Annotated in this window: 12 protein-coding genes; 10 read left to right on the top strand and 2 right to left on the bottom strand. The window is 38.3% G+C overall.

All coding sequences use genetic code 11. The features are described from left to right. Positions 1-69 precede the first annotated feature (69 nt). The gene (locus ABS917_RS15045) at positions 70-1,107 is read left to right on the top strand and encodes a nucleotide kinase (protein WP_350479760.1); all 1,038 of its coding nucleotides are present in this window, start codon (positions 70-72) and stop codon (positions 1,105-1,107) included. Positions 1,108-1,310: 203 nt separating this feature from the next. Beyond that, positions 1,311-2,093, top strand: coding sequence for an SDR family oxidoreductase (locus ABS917_RS15040; protein ID WP_350479759.1), 783 nt, complete (start codon positions 1,311-1,313; stop codon positions 2,091-2,093). A 61-nt stretch (positions 2,094-2,154) separates the two neighbouring features. Here the strand turns inward: ABS917_RS15040 and ABS917_RS15035 are convergent, their stop codons facing one another. Next, positions 2,155-2,508: a YbgA family protein gene (locus tag ABS917_RS15035; RefSeq protein WP_350479758.1), complete on the bottom strand. Its 354-nt coding sequence runs from the start codon at positions 2,506-2,508 to the stop codon at positions 2,155-2,157. A gap of 251 nt (positions 2,509-2,759) precedes the next feature. Between ABS917_RS15035 and ABS917_RS15030 the strand changes: the two genes are divergently transcribed. The 3 genes from ABS917_RS15030 to ABS917_RS15020 all read left to right on the top strand — a co-directional run bounded on the left by ABS917_RS15030 (position 2,760) and on the right by ABS917_RS15020 (position 6,329). Then, the gene (locus tag ABS917_RS15030; protein WP_350479802.1) at positions 2,760-4,055 is read left to right on the top strand and encodes an acetamidase/formamidase family protein; all 1,296 of its coding nucleotides are present in this window, start codon (positions 2,760-2,762) and stop codon (positions 4,053-4,055) included. Positions 4,056-4,166: 111 nt separating this feature from the next. Beyond that, complete coding sequence (locus tag ABS917_RS15025) at positions 4,167-4,685, top strand: hypothetical protein (protein ID WP_350479757.1); 519 nt, start codon at positions 4,167-4,169, stop codon at positions 4,683-4,685. 198 nt (positions 4,686-4,883) lie between these two features. After that, positions 4,884-6,329 (top strand): Fe-S-cluster redox enzyme, encoded by a 1,446-nt coding sequence (locus ABS917_RS15020; RefSeq protein WP_350479756.1) that lies wholly within the window; start codon positions 4,884-4,886, stop codon positions 6,327-6,329. Between the two features lie 42 nt (positions 6,330-6,371). Here ABS917_RS15020 and ABS917_RS15015 read toward each other — a convergent pair whose 3' ends face one another. Continuing rightward, positions 6,372-7,556, bottom strand: a complete 1,185-nt coding sequence (locus ABS917_RS15015) for a CaiB/BaiF CoA transferase family protein (protein ID WP_350479755.1) — start codon at positions 7,554-7,556, stop codon at positions 6,372-6,374. 696 nt (positions 7,557-8,252) lie between these two features. On the opposite strand from ABS917_RS15015, the gene ABS917_RS15010 reads away from it, so the two are divergent. The 5 genes from ABS917_RS15010 (at position 8,253) to ABS917_RS14990 (ending at position 17,983) form a co-directional block, all read left to right on the top strand. Further along, a complete protein-coding gene (locus tag ABS917_RS15010) occupies positions 8,253-12,623 on the top strand; it encodes an S-layer homology domain-containing protein (protein WP_350479754.1) in 4,371 nt (1,456 codons plus the stop codon). 512 nt (positions 12,624-13,135) lie between these two features. After that, entirely contained in the window at positions 13,136-13,645 is a 510-nt protein-coding gene (locus ABS917_RS15005; protein WP_350479753.1) for a hypothetical protein, read from the top strand. Positions 13,646-13,907: 262 nt separating this feature from the next. Then, positions 13,908-15,263, top strand: a complete 1,356-nt coding sequence (locus ABS917_RS15000) for an arsenic transporter (RefSeq protein ID WP_350479752.1) — start codon at positions 13,908-13,910, stop codon at positions 15,261-15,263. A gap of 15 nt (positions 15,264-15,278) precedes the next feature. Further along, positions 15,279-15,953, top strand: a complete 675-nt coding sequence (locus ABS917_RS14995) for a DUF6897 domain-containing protein (RefSeq protein ID WP_350479751.1) — start codon at positions 15,279-15,281, stop codon at positions 15,951-15,953. 536 nt (positions 15,954-16,489) lie between these two features. Beyond that, complete coding sequence (locus ABS917_RS14990) at positions 16,490-17,983, top strand: phytoene desaturase family protein (RefSeq protein ID WP_350479750.1); 1,494 nt, start codon at positions 16,490-16,492, stop codon at positions 17,981-17,983. The last annotated feature ends 24 nt before the right edge of the window (positions 17,984-18,007 follow it).

Genomic DNA, 18,007 nt, shown 5'->3' with positions numbered 1-18,007 from the left:
ATAAAGTTAACAAGGTTATGGAAGGATGACATTATTAGCACGACAATTAAACATTTCTTCGGCCAGGCAATGACAGGGCAGGGTATTAAAAATATTTATAAAGAGTTGATGGATGAAGCGAAAGCTGTGTATTTATTAAAAGGAGCGCACGGTTTCAAAGTTTCGGAGTTACTGCAGAAAATCGGGTCGCATTATTATGAAAAAGGTGCACACATTGAATTTTTCCATGATCCTTTATTTGAAAATACGGTCGAAGCTGTTTATATTCAAGCCCCTCATCGAATATTAATTGTTCAAGCGACAAACCCGTCAATAGAACCGGTACTGCCAGGAGTACGGGATCATGTCATTTCCCTTTATGACTGTTTGGATGAACAGCACATTGCATTGAATGGAAATTTATCTTTGGTAAACGAATCGAAACAAGCCTATTATGACCGGTGCTTTGCTAAGCTATCACATGCTATTCACATTCATGATGACTGGGAAGTGGAAACGAGAAAGCAAATGGAATGGAGCGGGTTGGATCAGCAGTTTGCTTATTTGTCGAACAATCTATTTGGTGAAACGAATCGGCAGACATCCGGTCAGCTTACTCACCGTTTACTTGGAACATTGACTCCAACAGGAGCACAGGACACAGTACAAAGTATTACACAAAATCTGGAAAAGAGATTGTTTATTAAAGGGTATCCAGGAACAGGGAAGTCTTCGATGATGAAAAAGTTGGCGAACGAAGCGATAAGCAGAGGGTTTGATGTACAACTCGTGTGGTGCGGACTGGATTCAAATTCGATCGATATGGTCATTATCCCTGAACTGAAATTCTGTATTTTTGACAGTACGGAGCCGCATGTGTACTTTCCGGATGAAAATCGTCCTGGTGATGAGATTTTCGATATTGCCCAGCATTGTCATCCGACAGAAATAGAGGAAAGGAATATAGAAGCAATCGTAGAAAAGTACAAAGCAACGATGGCAGATGCAAAACTTTTTGCAGCAAAATACGCAGAACAAGAAAGGGAAGTTCGTGAAGCAGTAGATGCTGCAATCAATTTGGATGAATTCAGTAAACGAACAGCCTTACTATTTGAGCTTTTCAAATAAGGATAAGAGTTTTAACAGGCATGGGTCCGAATTCATTTCGGGTCCATGCCTTATTTATTAATGGTAGAACCCTAGGATCAATGCTATTTTAATATAATTTTAGAACTTTCTAAATATTAATTTTTTTAGGAGCTATAAATTTTACTCAAACAGAAAATACTGTATGCTGATGGTGAGCTTTTCATTACAAAGGAGGACAACTAATGAATCGTTTTGAAGGAAAAGTTATAATTATTTCCGGTGCAGGTTCGGGATTAGGACAAGCTGCGACATTACAGCTTGCAAAGGAAGGCGCAAAGCTTGTACTCGTTGATTTAAACCAGGCAGGACTGGATGAAACGAAGAAAAAAGTGCTGGAAGTGGCGCCAAATGCTGAAACATTATTAGTGACAGCAAACGTAGCTACAGAAAGTGAAGTTGAGAATTTTGTGAATCAAACGGTTGAGAAATTCGGCAAAATTGATGGTTTCTTTAACAATGCAGGAATTGAAGGGAAGCAAAACTTAACTGGAGATTACGGTATTGAGGAATTTCATAAAGTTATATCCGTCAATTTGAACGGTGTATTCTATGGTATGAAATATGTGCTGAAAGTAATGAAGGAGCAAGGTTACGGCTCGATTGTCAATACAGCTTCGGTTGGCGGGATCCGCGGTGTCGGAAACCAGTCAGGCTATGCGGCCAGTAAACATGGCGTTGTCGGATTAACGCGTAACTCCGCGATTGAATACGGCCAATACGGAATTTCGATTAAAGCAATTGCCCCAGGTGCGATCATGACGCCAATGGTAGAAGGATCACTGCGCCAAATGGGTGGCGATAACTGGGAGGAAGTCGGCAAGGAGTTTGTAAAGCCGAATCCGATGAGACGTTTCGGTAAGCCGGAAGAAGTCGGTTATTTAGTAGCATTCCTGCTATCAAACGAAGCGGACTTCATTAACGCAGCAGTTATTCCAATCGACGGCGGCCAATCTTATAAATATTAAATGCTAATCCCCTTAAAATAATCTTTAAGGGGATTTTTGTCCTCTTTGAATTCTCTGTCTTTTAACGCTTCAATACCCGGCTTTCCAATAAATACGTTACTTCATATTTTTCTGCCAATCCTCTTAAAAAGGGCAATAATTCACGGAAATTAGTTGTCTGTATCAATTGTTCGTACTGTATTTTCTCTTCTTCGTCTGCAACCTTCTTAAAATAGCCCCACATATGTTGGCAGGCATTGCGCATGCTGCCTTCTGTTGGTGTTAAGCTTAATGCCTGTTTGATCAGCGCTGAAATTTCTTCATAAGAAGCCTTGTTTTTCATCGCCTGACGAATTGCATTATAATGATTCTGACTATAAAACATCACATTGTACTTTTCCTCACGCCACAGGATTTCCGTCTTCTTTTGATCCATTAAAAATTTCACCTCATGTTCCGCATCTGCATAATCTACTAGTTGTTCACATTATATAAGATAGATAAAAGTTTTGCTTTTATTAGAAGTCAAATCCGACTTATAATGTAAAAAATTTGTATAATGAAAATAGCACTTGAATTTACTGAATTTACTTAAAATTAAAGGGGAGAGGGATTCCAATGGTAAATGAACTAACATCAGTGAATGGACAATTAACAGGGGATTCGGTATACCGGGATACACCAGTTATTCAGGCGGCCGAAACAATATTCGTCAATGAATTTACAGATGGTGTGTTAAATCCGAATGCACCTATGTTAGGACCTTTAAAAGATGGGGGTACAATCATTGCCAATACAGCTCCTGGTTGTTGGGGCCCAATGATTACACCGACGATTCGCGGAGGGCACGAAGTCACGAAGCCTGTATATGTGGAAGGCGCGGAAGTTGGGGATGCAATCGCCATCCAGATTAAGTCGATCCAAGTTACATCGATTGCGACTTCTTCGGGAACAGACGAAGCGCAAAATGAACGCTTTATCGGAGATCCTTTCGTAAAGGTAAAATGCCCGGGCTGCGGGAAACTCCATCCGCCGACAATTGTACAAGGAATCGGTCAGGAGTCTATAAAATGTATGACTTGCGGGACGGATACAACGCCATTTAAAATTTCCAACGGCTATACGATGGCATTTAATTCAAAAGGGAATGTAGGATTGACAGTCGGAAAAGAAGCTGCGCGCCGGATTGCCCAAGACAGCAAAAACTATATGCGAACTCCGGAAAATTCGATTCAAAATCCAATTACTTCATTCGCGCCGAGTGACCTGATCGGAGTACTTGCAAGAATGCGTCCGTTTGTTGGACAGCTTGGGACAACACCATCAAAAGCAATGCCGGATTCTCATAATGCTGGCGATTTCGGAACGTTTTTAATCGGAGCACCGCATGAATTTACAATGACCGAAGACGAGCTGAATATCCACCGTACAGATGGACATATGGATATTAACCGTGTGCGTGAAGGGGCTGTTGTCATTTGTCCTGTAAAAGTTCCTGGTGGCGGTGTATACGTAGGGGATATGCATGCGATGCAGGGTGATGGTGAAATCGCCGGACATACGACTGATGTATCGGGTATTATACAGCTACAGATAAGTGTACTGAAAAAAGTAAACTTGGATGGTCCCATCTTACTTCCGAATGTTGAAGATTTGCCTTATACCGCAAAACCTTTTACGAAAGAAGAAAAGCGCATTGCACGGGATTTGGCTGAGGAATTTGGTGTGAAGCAGGTTGAGGAAAGTTTCCCGTTATCAATTGTAGGAACAGGGGTTAACTTAAATGCGGCTACAGAAAATGCACTCGAGCGCTCGGCAAAGTTATTTGAACTGTCAGTGGAAGAAGTGAGAAACCGTGCAACCATTACCGGAGGAATTGAAATAGGAAGACATCCGGGTGTGGTGACTGCTACAGTCCAAATGCCAAAAACACTTCTGAAAAAAGCACGACTGTTCAAAACAGTTAAGCGCCAGTATGATTGAATGCCGTTGTTCAATTGTTAAAAGCACTAATATCATAGTTAATTAGATAAGTTTTTGTTCTTTATTTTTCGGGAAAAAGGAAATTACTAGAAAAGTAGAGGGGATGAAGCGATGCAGCCATTGATCAAGAAGATAGAAGCTCTTGTCATCTCGATTAGCGTTCAGTCCGGTATTGGTATTATTGAAGCAATTAGTGAAAAAGACGGCAATAAGAAAGTCATATTCCAAATTACATCAAAAACGCCTTTAATGACAAAGGACGGGTACCAAATTGGGGCATCAGCCATTCCGGTCAAGGCGAAAATTATTGCCTTTATTGATTCCAGAAATCCGTTGCCGATGGTTTCTCCGCCGCATACAACACCATTGCTGATTATTTTTGATCAGTTTGATAAAGACGGTGAGATATGTGTCGGTGCATTTGATCGGGGGCTTTACTGTGATCAGCTCAAGCTTAAACTCCATGTGAATGAAAAGACAGAAATAGTGGATTTGGCTGGAAAGCGCGTGGATCAGAAAGATTTGGAAGGAAAGATGCTGTTCGTTTTTTATGACCGTGCAACAAAAAGTAAACCTGTGCAAGCCAATCCATCAAAAATTATCGTGACCTCTATTTTGCATAACGAATAGTTATGAGGCATATCAATTTCTATTGTCAGTACGTATGTTTTAATCAATATTTCATACGAATTGCTGCAAATGAAATGGTATGCTTTTTTTGTGGAATCAGCCTGAAGGAAAGTAAAAAAATTAAAAACGTTACATAGATATTTATTTTTTGGTATATTTTTGTATAGAAATAAGGTGGAAAAAATGGAGGGATCTTTGTTGTTGCTTTCATTTGATGAGCAGCTCTTTCAACAGACGAACGGACAAACAGGGAAAAAGCTAGAGCAAGCTTTGGAAGAAAAGTATCTATTTATAAAACAAACTGCGATTTGGGGCGCACCTATACAAAGCAATGAATTTTTGTTGGAGCAGGAGCGTGCAGAGAAGTTTTGCTTTCAGTTAATCAAAAACTATTGGGGTAGATCAGACTTATTTGTTAATGATTCAGTTAACGAGAAGAATACAGCGAATGAAAAAATGGAACAGTTTTTTGCCAAACAGCAAAACAGAAAAGTGCTACTTTCATTTTTACAAACACAGGGAGAAGTGGTATTTGACCAGCTGATTGAATATATTTTTTCAAAACCGGTCCCTGTATCCCATATACAAACAGAACTTAAGAAAATTTATGTGTACAAAGTTAACAATCATTTCTTTGTGCAACCGGTTTATAGTGCAAATGAAAAGTACTGGGAAATAATTGGTGCAAAAAAGATTTATTCACTGTTTTTACAAGTACCTTTAATGAAGATTACGAGACCTGTTGATTTAATGAGGCATTTTAAAGCATTGCTTGCCGGACAATTGACGGCGAATCGGATTGCGACAATCATTCATAAGCTTGTACAGAAAATTGATTATGAAAATCCGAAATCGGATGAAGTTAAGCAGCTGCATCTTTTAAATGTCCGCACGCATTTTACGAGCGGGCGACGGCATATGCTGAAACTTCGAAAATGCATTCAGGCATTACTGGAAAATTGGTCAAACGGAAAGTTTGCATTGAATACGAAAGAGCAAACATTGCTTGGCTATATGTTGTTTCAGGAAGCGGTTTATAAAAGAGATTATCGGAGTATTTTACTGCAAGGAATGTATTTAATTGAGGAAGAGCGGATAAATAATCATGCGATCGAACTTGTCGTTGAATATGCGGATGTGTTGAGCAGCATGAACCCGCAGCCCGATACACTTGTGAAAGATTACCGGGAAAACTACTTGGAGCATGTCTTTTATGAACTGATTAATAGTGTTGTAAAAGAGGAGCAGTTTGAGCTTGGGATAGAGCTGTTGAAAAATTATGAACTTGCGTCATGTACAGCCATTTTTCAGCTCCTTCATGCAGATGAAACGGAAACGATCCTGCATATGATCGAGGCAACTGTTCAACGCGATATTGCTCTATTCGTTGATGGTTCGCCACAAAATATCCGGGAATCGATCATTATTTGGCAACAGCAATATTTAAATAAAAACAGCGATTATTATCGTATAGCTGAAATGACATCACAGCATATTTGCAATTTGTTGAAGATACTGTTTTGGGCAGAAGAAGATATTTTAGTGGAGAAACTGTTAGCGGTCTATAAGAAATATTTGCTCATACCGCATCATTTCCAATATTTGCGCCAGTTTATTGAGCGCCGTGTTGTACAAAGCAAATAATGAAAGGTGAAGCAATGCCCATACATGCTTCACCTTTTTGCTTTATTGTAATACGCCATCGTTTGTTAGTTGCTCGATTTGTTCTTTAGTATAGCCATATGCAGTTAAAATTTCCTCGGTATGTTCACCTATTTTTGCCCCAACATGTTTGTAAGTCGGTTCAACACCGCTTATTTTCAAGGCTGTTCCAATTTGGCGCTGCGAAGATCCATCCGTTTTCTGAACATCTACAAGCATATTCCGTGCTTTTATTTGCGGGTGTTCGCAAGCTTCGTTAAATGTAAGAACCGGCTCAACACAACCATGGAAATCTTCATTGAAAATTTCAAGCCATTGATCAAATGTTTTCGAGCAAAACGCATCGGTAACTGCTTCTTTAAAGCGTTGCTGTGTATAGTAGGAGTCATTAAATGTGCTGTCGATCAGTTCTGGAATGCCAAGAGCTTCACATAGGAGTTTGCGGAATTGTGGCTCCAGGCTGCCGACTGAAAAGTAACGACCGTCTTTCGTACGGTAGTAATCATAAAATGTCCCGCCATTTAAAATTTCCTCTTCCGGCTGAGGTGGACGGCCGCTTCCGAGATATTGCGTCCCATATAAGGCATTCATCGAAAACATCGCATCGGTCATCGAAACATCGATAAACTTCCCTTCACCGGTTTTTTCACGGTGAAGAGCAGCCGCTAAAATTCCGATAGCAGCATGCATTGTCCCGCCTGCAATATCGGCAATTTGAATGCCCATAGCAACAGGCTTTTTATCCTTCAAACGGGAATGATGGAGCACCCCGCCAATTGATAAATAATTATTATCATGGCCTGGCCGCGTTGCATATGGCCCGGTTTGCCCATAGCCTGTAATTGCACAGTAAATTAGGCGCGGATTATATTCACGGAGTGTTTCATAGTCGATTCCTAGGCGCTTCATCACACCAGGACGGAACCCTTCAATGACAATATCGTAATCTTGGATAAGCTTTTTAATAATTTCAATGCTCTCCGCAGACTTTAAATTGAGCTGCAAAGACTTTTTTGAGCGGTTTAAATGCTGATGGAAGTAAGATTCCTTGTCCTCATCATACGGCGGCATAATCCGCATTAAATCAACACGGCGCTCTGACTCCACATGAATCACATCTGCCCCGAGATCCGCAAACATCATTGACGCAAGCGGTCCAGGTAATAGAGAAGAAAAATCCAAAACTTTTAACCCATTTAAAATAGACATACCCATCCCCCTTATGTGTAGAACAGTTGTAGTAGAAGTATTGATTGTTTATTATGGAAAGTAAAAAAACTTTGCCTGAAAGTAGAACCTGTCGATACAAAAATAGAAACAAGTTCAATGAAAGTAGAAAGTATTGGTGGCAAAGTGGAGAGTTCTAAATGAAAAGTAGAACGGATACTAAATTAAGAACTCCCAATAAAACATAATACGCCAACACTTTCAATCAATATAAATATAAGAAAAAGAGTCCCCTTATTTTCTAATTCTCTATTATCTATTATATTTTAAATACTCTGAAAATTATAGTGCGAAAATAAGCAAAATGTGCAGAAATATAGGAAAAACAAATAGAGACAGATTATTATCTAACTTTTTTAAAAAAATAGTCATTTTAAGGAATAAAATGGTATTTTAGTGAATATTAACTAAGTATAGAAACCCTATTAAAGATTAGAAAGTTTTTAGCTAGGGTAAAGTATGGATGGTTGGCTATTTATTTATAGAACGATTTTGCTTTATGACATTCAAGTCGGAGCAGGGTCGTTCCTTTTTTTGTCCAAATTTAGAAATCCAGAATTAAAATGAAAAACTGCATAAATTTCATACAGTTTTGCGCACCGTTAGCCGATATAAACAATAGATGTTTTTACTAGATTGAACATGTTACGACATTTCAAAAGGGAGGGATTTTCTAACATGGACTCGAAAAAAGCACAAAAACTTTCAAAGGCAGCGGTCGCAACGGTTTTGGCGACAAGTGGTGTGCTAGTTGCAATACCCCACCAGGCAAATGCCTATTCATTCAGTGATTTAAATCCAAATGCGGATTATTATCAGCCGATTATCGATTTAGCCAACCGTAAAATTGCAACTGGCTATTCAAACGGTACATTTAAACCGAATTCAGCAATTACTCGTGAAGATGCCGCAAAAATGCTGGCACTGACGATTGATGTAAATATAACAAATCCAAAAAATCCCGGCTTTAAAGACGTGCCGGTGAATAACCCAAACTACCGTTACATTGCCGCATTGGCAGAGGCGGGTGTCATTAATGGTTATTCAGATAAAACATTTAAACCAAAAGAGCCAATTACACGCGGACAAATGGCGAAAATTTTAACGCTTGGCTTCAAATTTGGTATTTCCACAAAACTTAACCACGGTTTCAAAGACGTTACAAATAAAAATGCCAATGCTTATTTTATACAGACACTTTATGACCTGAATATTACAAAAGGAAAAACACCTGTTTCATTTGACCCTTTTAATACCGTAACCCGCGGGCAGATGGCGACATTTATTTGGCGTTCAGAAAAAGCGGACCGCGGCAATCCTGTCTACACAGTCGGGGATATTGTAGGAAATCAAATATACATAAACGGTGTCGCGTACACGGTGGCATCCCATTTACGCAGTATTATTAATGCGGGAAATCAAAATGTATTAAAAGGTGCTTACATCGAGGGAAGTTATTCAGGAAAGACCCTTCAAAATATTTCAAAGCTGACGATCAATGCGAGCGGGAATTCTTCGCGTTTACTGGCGCTTGATGGGGGCTATTCTTCGTTTGCAGGGGAACTTGTCGTTCATGGAAGCTATGTGCGCTTCAAAAATATTAATTTTACCGGACGTGTAGAAGTTGCGGAAGCACCGCGACGTTCACTTGGCGCATTGGAAAATGTGCGTATTGCAAGTATAGGAAACTTCGCATCGTTTATCGATTGGGGAACACCTACAGATCCGGAAAATGAAGATTTCCTCAACCCTAGTGAAAACGAGAATTTACAGAACAAGCCGGACCCGACAAAACCCGAGCACCTGCAAAAATACACAGAACGTATGGCAAACGTAAAGAAGTACGTGGACTTTGAAAACGCGGATATTCGTCATTTGTATGTAACTGCTGACCGTACATTTTTAAAGGCTAACTATGATATCGACCGCCTTACAGTACAAGGAAATGTAGCAAATGTGGAACTGTATGCAAGCCCGAAAGCGATGTATATCGATACGGACTATAATGTTTCTATTTATGGCGTTCATGATATTCAATACATGTATAAAAACACGTTGAAAAATGTGTACCTGAATACAGACAGCACATATGATTATTATTACATTACATCAAGCAACGGCTTTACGAATCTTGGTACACATGCCTATATTTCTAAAGCGATCATCCCAAACAATAAAACTGTAAATGATGTGTTTGACGATTATAAAACAGATGACCCGAACATTGGGTATGTAGAGGATGAAAATGGAAAAGCGGTTGATCGTGATCCGGTGGAAAATACAATTGTTACCGATGTTACGTCTCCAACCATTACACAACTGGATGTGGCAGCTGGCGGATCGACAGCCGATGTGACATTAACAGCGGATGAAGATGGAACATACTACTATGTCATTAAAAAAGCTAATGAAAAAGCGCCAACAATCAGCGAGATTAAAACTGGGGGTACTAAATACAACGGCAATGGGCCACTCGTAATGGACGAGCCTGTGAAATTTACGGTATCCGGTCTGGAAACGATGACGGACTATGTCATTTATGCGATTGTTATTGATGATGCGGACAATGTATCGGAGAAGGAAGAGCAGGAGTTCTCGACAATCGATAACCGACCACCGACATTCCGCCTCGATAAAGGCGAAACGATGTACGGCGGAAAGCGTGTACAATTTGTTATTAAGGGGATTACCGAGCCGGGTGAATACTACTACTATATTCGCGAAAAATCATCCGTTACGATGCCGGACCCGACTGTTGATGAAATTATGAAGCGCTATACAGGAAAAGGGACAATCACAAAACCTGATGATATCGTCATTACCGAAACTAAATATGGTGCAACTCCGGCGATTGGTGATATTAAGCCAAGTACAGAGTATGAAATTTATGCGGTAATGGTCGACAAATCGGGCAATAAGATGCGCAACCCTGCTCCGAAGATTGTGATTAAAACAGAGGGACCGGATACAACTTATCCGTATGTACTGGATCCGCCAGTATTGGAGTTGGCAGATAAAAACAAAGGCTATTTCTACATTACGGTGAGTGAAGAATTAGATAAAGCAACGGCTGAGAATCCAGATAATTACCTATTATCAGGGACAGGAATTGTCAATATTTCTGGTCATAAAGAAATGAAGCCGGTGGAAGTACAATATTCGAATAAGCGCATTCGTTTAACTATTCCTGCAGTAAGCTCTCTGGTAAATGGAGATACAATTGTGGCCACTGTTTTAAAAGGGGTAAAAGACTTAGCTGAAAATGAATTTGAAAGTAAAGAAACCGTAGCGGTCGGTGTAGAGCCACGTAACTATGCTCAATACAATCATTCAGATTCGGTAAAACCAGAATTAACAATTAAAAATGTTATAACAGGTCCAGATAAATATGAGGTAGAAGCAGAGGCCAAAAAAGCAGGTACTTACTATTACATGATTTTACCGAATGATTTTGATTTTAAAGATATAACAAATCGTGATTTTGTAGATGAATTTTCAAATGACCCTAAAGTAGTTACTGGTAAATTTCAACTAACAACACCACTAGGGAAGCAGAATGCCTATATTGGGAATGGTCAAAATCCGGCTCCTTTAGGAACATTTAAGTTTGACGTATCAAAGCCTGGTACACCTCCACGTGATCCGTTTAAAAGTTATAAAATCTATATGGTGTTGAAAGATCGTTCTGGACAGCTTTCAAATATTATGGAAAAAAGTTTAATTGACGATGTGAAACCACCGTTATTAACAGGTGTGTCTATTAAAAATGTTGAAGGCAGCGATACACAAATTAAATTTACAGCGTCGGTAGATGAAAAAGCTAATTTCTATGTACTGCCTGTAAAGAAATACATTAGGAAAATAGTGAACGGCAGAGAAGTATATGAGTTGAATACTGCTTATTTTGATACGTCAGGGAATTTAAAAGATATTACGACAGTATTAAATACACCAGCAAATGCATCAAATCTATATGATAAGTTTAAATCTTTAGGAGCAAAAGATATTGGTGGTTCTGAAGGAAAGGGATTGGTCGAAAAAATCCCTAGAGCTATTGAATTAGGGTTAGAAGCGCATGAGGAGTACGGATTTTACATTGGAGCTAGAGACACGATTGGTAACTTTACTATTTTAGAAAAGAGTTCCGCTTCAATAATTGAAGAAGACGAGCCTAAAGGTCCGCAGATGAAAGCGATACTTTATATGGACGGAACAAAACCATATGTGAAAACTAGTCAGGATAATCCATATGCATCAATTACAAACGATGCCATAATTTACAGAACGCCAGATTCTAAGTTTGAAATTACATTTAACGAAACAATTTTACGTCAGGATGATACAAACTTAACAAACTATAATAAGTCTCAAATTAAACTTATAAATTCATTAAATCTCTCGTCAATATTGAAAATTACGAATGATGCGGGTACAGATATTACAAGTCAATTTGAGTTTGATGGCTATACTGTTGGCAGTAAAACTACTGATGAATCCAAGTTGGTAATTAAACCACTTGACCCTGTTAATGCTGATAAATCCATTACAGTAACACTAAAAGATGATTTAAATAATGCTTATGATTATGTAGATCACTTTACATTTGATATTTCTAAACTTGGTAAGTATATTTATCCTTCAAATAAGGTTAATATTATGTCTAACGCGCTATTAGGTCCGAGAATGGCTGATCCTAATAACTCTAAACAAATTATTATTACACCACAATTAAGTGCTTCTGACGTTAAAGAAGTATATTATGTTGTTGTGAATGATGGAGTTACATACGCACCTACAGAAACGGATATTTTAAATGTAGTTAGATATGGTCAACAACCTTCGGCGGTTACAATCAATTTATATGGTAAAAAGTTAATCACAACAGCCGCTGATACAAGTTCGGAAATGACATTGGTTGCTAACGGAAATACGAATGTCTTCAGAAAAGGCCAAAAAGTTTACATGATTACACTAGATAGATATGGAAATATTAACTGGGTAATGAATGAAAATAATCGAACTCAAAAATATAGTACTGTCGTAGATTAATAAAGAAAGTTAAATTAAAAACAATCTCACAAAGCGAAAGCTGCGTGGGGTTGCTTTTTTGTTTTGTATTTATTCTAAGTGCAGAACCCCTCAATGTTTAAAATTCTTCGCTCTTCGTTATAAAATAATGCTTCTTTTAACCTTCTTCACACCGTTTTCATAAAATATATAGCGATTAAATTATGAAAAGGATATTGGAGTGAAATTTATTTAAGTAATCACAGTTAGGTGATTGCTGTTATTTAAGATTTGAAAATAACAGCAAAAGCTACCCTTATTTAATTACGATTGCCATCCCTATTTCCGGAAAGGACCTGCTTATTAAACAGCCCTGTAGTACAAAGGCTCAGCCCGTTAAACCTCATAGTTTCTTCATTCCTAAAAGACAATTTAGTACGCTCGGGTTAAATGCCTTTAATGTAAAGTTTGGAAACAGTGGGCGCTTTACCTCTTTATTAAAAAATTGAATTCATATTATTTCAGTAAGCTAAAAATAGGAGGAGTATAACATCATGAACAGAGACTTAATGCTTTCGCTTGTCGGGAAAGTTGTAAAAATCGACAGAGGTGGTCCGGAGTCACGCGTTGGAATGTTGCTGGCAGTAGAAGGGGATTATTTTGTGCTATTCACGAAAGATGACGGTGTTGTTTACTATAAAATGCAGCACGTAAAGAGTATTACGCTTCATACTAAGGGCGGTCTAGACAAAGGATTCGAAGGAAATGAAAATGTCGGTTACCACCAAGGCGAAGATTTCAAGTCCGTCATTTCGAATTTTAGACATAGTTGGGTAAAGGTAAACCGCGGAGGCCCGGAATCACTTGAGGGAATTTTAAATGAGGTAGAAGATGATTATGTAACCATTTTCTCTAAAGAAGAAGTTATCCAGCTTTCAATGTTCCATATTCGAAATATCAGCTTCGGTGCAAAAGAAGAAAGCCAAGAAGAAAGCCAAGAAGCTCAAAGTCAAGAAGCAAAAAACAGTACGAATACAAAGTCTTCAGGGAACAGAAGAAGGTAAAATAGTACTTAGTCACTTAAAACTCATTAAACTAATTTTCGTGCCAAAATTCCAAAAGAAGGAGGTGAAATGGTGCTCATTTTATTTATAATCCTCTACTTCTCGATAGTGGGAGGTTTATTTTATAAATTATATATTTCAACTCCAATTGAACAAAGACTAGTCAACGGGCCAGGAGTCGAACCAGTACTGGAACTAGAGAAAGAATTCGCACATGAACCAGTAAGATCGAAATATATTAGTAATGAGGCGGCGGATATTAATGTGGGATAGCTCGCTCATCATGATGCTTATTATCTTTACATTCACGATTGTCTTTATGCTTTGGAGACCTATGAATGTTAATGAAACGGTCCCAACAACTATCGGGGCGGCAATTGTGTTAATCCTGGGTATCGTATCGTGGACTGACATTCTTGATATTATGGGCATCGTCAGTGGACCTTCACTTACAATCCTTTCGACCATTATGATGACGATTGTTTTGGAAAGTATCGGCTTTTTCAAGTGGATTGCGTTCAACATTGTCAACAGGTCTAAGGGATCTGGTATTAGGCTTTATATTTATACAAATTTGCTCTGCTTTTTAATGACAATGCTGTTTAATAATGATGGCAGTATTTTGATTACAACACCAATCATCATTCGTATAGTCCAACTTCTCAAATTCAAACCGCATCAAATGTATCCATATTTAATTTCGGGTGCTCTTATTGCTACAGCTGCCAGTGCCCCCATTGCAGTTAGTAATATTTCGAACTTAATTGCTCTGAAAATTGTTGGACTCACTTTGAATGATTATGTACTCATGATGTTTATCCCGTCGATGATTGGTATCTTTGTTATCGCCTGGCTGCTTTTTTTATATTTCAAAAAGGATATACCGAAAGTTTCTACCATGATTCCCTTTAAACGTGCACACCTCCATTCTACTCAATTATATACACATCCACTTGATCCGGCAGGCAATCCGGAAGATATCGACTGGAAGATGTTCAAAGTATGCTTACTCATTATTATAACAACTCGAATTGCGTTTTTTGCCCTCACTCCTTTTGGTATCTCGCTTGAATTTATCGGATTATTCGGTGCTGCCGTCCTCATTATTTATCGATGGATTCGTATCCGCATTGGAATTAAAGATGTGATAAGAAATACACCATGGCAAATATTTTTATTTGCTTTTAACATGTATGTCCTTGTTTATGGGCTCAAAAATGTCGGTTTAAATGACTTCATTGTAACTTCATTGAGAGAGGTCATAGCTCAGGATGCGTTACAAGCGACAATTATTATGGGAATGCTGACTACTGTGCTTTCAAATTTAGTAAATAATTTACCGGCTGTCATGTTTAGTACAATGGCAATTGTTGATATGGGACTGGAACCTCTTATTATACAGATTGCATATCTTGCCAGTGTAATCGGGAGCGATATAGGGGCGCTATTAACACCAATCGGTACACTTGCCACATTAATTTGGATGTTTGAACTTAAAAAGTTTGGTGTGAAAATGACATGGCGTAAATATTTGAAAGTAACATTCCTAGTCATTCCAATTGGATTGTTTGTCAGTTTATTTAGTTTATATTTATGGATTATGTTGTTTGTTCAGTAGATAGGAGGAAGCAATTTGTATGACATATGGCAAGGAGATAAGAAAGAATATGTCACAGTCAGTTTAATAGGAGATCAGCTTTTCAAAGGGATTATTTTCGATAGCGGCAGCGACATTATTGTATTATTTAACGGAGAAAATTTTATTTATATCCCCGTCAGCCATATCGAATATATTGTAGCGGAGACACCAGATACTGAATTTGCAGTACCATCCGATTCTCCGATTATTCCTTTGGATAACAATAAAAAGAATTTAACATTTGAGAGTATCCTGAAAGAGGCAAAAGGAATTAACCAGGAAATATGCATTATCAATAAAAAGTACTTATTTGGCACAGTTCTAGAAGTGATGGATGATTATCTTGTGTTCTTTTCACCTGTTTATAAAAGAACCTATATTCCAATTAATCATATAAAATGGCTTATTCCTTATACGCCTAACGAGCGGCCTTATGGTTTATCCGAGGCGGAATTTAGTTGGAAACAAGCAGATGAGGGGTTTGAAGCGAATTTCGAGAAGCAGCTTGCGGTACTATTGAATAAGCTGATCGTGTTAAATATGGGGGAGAAAACTCATCATATCGGGAAAGTGAAAAGCATTAATGGCAAGATGCTCGAGCTGAAAACAGCGAAAGAGAAACGAACGTATGTAAATATTGAACATATTCAAACAATACATTGCATATAGGCAACGCTGTAAAAGCGGCGATATGTAATTCGTATAGTTTTTATATGTACAGAAGCTTATATCGAAATTTGGCGTGGCAAGTTTAAAATAACAGAGCGGGGTTATAAGTAACGGAGACACAATTCAATTTGAATTAGTGTCTTTTTTGATGTGGTGTTGTATTTTATGAATTCCCTCTAAACGTTATACAAATTTAAAAGGTTTTAAGAGGGATTGTACAAGGATTGGAATTTGATATTAGGACAATAAAGTTGAAAAAGTTACTTGTTAATTAGGATTGAAAGCAAGGAGTGAAGGGTAAATGTTTTGAGGGAAAGTAAAAAACTTGAAAATTTAAATAAGTAAAGGTTATACAGATTTAATTTTAATGTATAATGTTTAATGGGAGCTATTAATTTACATATATGAGGAAAAGTCATTGTTATTGGAGCTGATGTAGCGGGGATGGCACTGCTTAACGAAAGGAAATTTTGTTGACAGGGAACGGTTAGAGGAAATCAGAGTTTAAATAAAAGGCAAACAGAGGGGGAGACAATATGTCCGGTAAGAAAAAAGTGGTTGTAATAGGCGGAGGACTTGGCGGTTTATCTGCAGCAATTTCACTCCAGCAAAAAGGGTACGATGTTGACATATATGAACAGAACAACCATCTAGGCGGAAAATTGAACCGTTTAGAGCAGGATGGTTTCGGTTTTGATTTAGGGCCCTCGATCCTAACGATGCCTCATATATTCGAAACTTTATTTCAGCAAAGTGGAAAACAAATGAGTGATTATGTTCCGATTCAGCGTTTGGGCCATCAGTGGCGCTCATTTTTCCCGGACGGTAATACACTTGATTTATATGAGAGTCTGTACGATATGGAAAACTTGAACCCGTCTCTAACGAAAAAAGATATTAAGCAATACAATAAATTACTGGAATATTCCAAGGGATTATATGAGATAACGGAGGAAGGTTACTTTAATCAAGGGTTGGATAATCTTAAGGAAGTGCTCCAATTTCACGGTGCCTTTCAATCATTGAGAAAATTTGATTTATCTTCCACAATGTTCGATGCAATTGATAAAAGAATTAAGAACCCTCAATTCCGGGATATGCTGAGTTATATTGTGAAATATGTTGGATCTTCCGCCTATCATGCGCCGGCAGTTCTTAATATGATGATTTACATGCAGCATACCCAGGGGATATGGTATGTGCCTGGCGGAATGCACAATTTAGCAAATGCTTTAGTGAAGCTAGCTGAAGAGATTGGTGTAACGTTCCATCTTGGGAAAAAGATTGTGAAGTTGGATAAAAACAAAAGAGTTATTACGGCGGCCTATACAGATGATGGGACGAAACTGACTGCGGATTATTTTGTTTCCAATATGGAAGTCATCCCGACATATAAACAATTAACTGAGGAAAAAGAAAGTTATACCGATAAATTAGATGAAAAATTCGAACCCGCAAGCTCGGGTCTTGTTTTACATTTAGGGGTTAAAAATAGCTACCCCCAACTGGCCCATCATAATTTCTTTTTCTCCGAAAATATGAAACGGCAAATGAATCTGATCTTTGAGAAGCATGAACTTCCTGATGATCCTGTCATTTATTTAGTGAATGTTAATAAAACAGATCCAAAACAAGCACTGCCTGGTCATGAGAACCTTAAAATCCTTCCACATATTCCTCACCTTCAAGACAAGCCTCTAACTCGGCAGCAGTATACCGAGTTTGCGGAAAAGGTATTAATAAAACTGGAAAACATGGGGTTGGACAACCTTAGAGAAAGTATTGTCACAAAAGATATGTGGACACCTCATGATATTGAAAGAACGTATTCTTCAGACCGCGGTGCAATTTACGGGACTGTATCTGATAAGAAAATGAATAAAGGATTCAAACATCCGAAGCAAAGTGAACGCTATGATAATTTATATTTTGTTGGAGGAACTGTCAATCCAGGTGGCGGTATGCCAATGGTTACGCTTAGCGGGCAGCAGGTTGCTAAGAAACTGATCGAAAGAGATAGGAAGAAGTAAATAGTCTATTAGACAAACGTAAAG

Origin of the sequence: Solibacillus sp. (assembly GCF_040273735.1) — a bacterium.
GTDB lineage: Bacteria > Bacillota > Bacilli > Bacillales_A > Planococcaceae > Solibacillus.
The sequence above is the reverse complement of the archived record's forward strand: the minus strand, read 5'-3'. Positions and strand labels throughout refer to the sequence as shown.

Bases quoted from the DNA above. Each gene is read 5' to 3' on its own strand.
- ABS917_RS15035 (WP_350479758.1), bottom strand. From the start codon at position 2,508: ATGGATCAAAAGAAGACGGAAATCCTGTGGCGTGAGGAAAAGTACAAT.
- ABS917_RS15025 (WP_350479757.1), top strand. From the start codon at position 4,167: ATGCAGCCATTGATCAAGAAGATAGAAGCTCTTGTCATCTCGATTAGC.
- ABS917_RS15000 (WP_350479752.1), top strand. From the start codon at position 13,908: ATGTGGGATAGCTCGCTCATCATGATGCTTATTATCTTTACATTCACG.
- ABS917_RS15040 (WP_350479759.1), top strand. From the start codon at position 1,311: ATGAATCGTTTTGAAGGAAAAGTTATAATTATTTCCGGTGCAGGTTCG.
- ABS917_RS14990 (WP_350479750.1), top strand. From the start codon at position 16,490: ATGTCCGGTAAGAAAAAAGTGGTTGTAATAGGCGGAGGACTTGGCGGT.
- ABS917_RS15045 (WP_350479760.1), top strand. From the start codon at position 70: ATGACAGGGCAGGGTATTAAAAATATTTATAAAGAGTTGATGGATGAA.
- ABS917_RS15015 (WP_350479755.1), bottom strand. From the start codon at position 7,556: ATGTCTATTTTAAATGGGTTAAAAGTTTTGGATTTTTCTTCTCTATTA.
- ABS917_RS15010 (WP_350479754.1), top strand. From the start codon at position 8,253: ATGGACTCGAAAAAAGCACAAAAACTTTCAAAGGCAGCGGTCGCAACG.
- ABS917_RS15005 (WP_350479753.1), top strand. From the start codon at position 13,136: ATGAACAGAGACTTAATGCTTTCGCTTGTCGGGAAAGTTGTAAAAATC.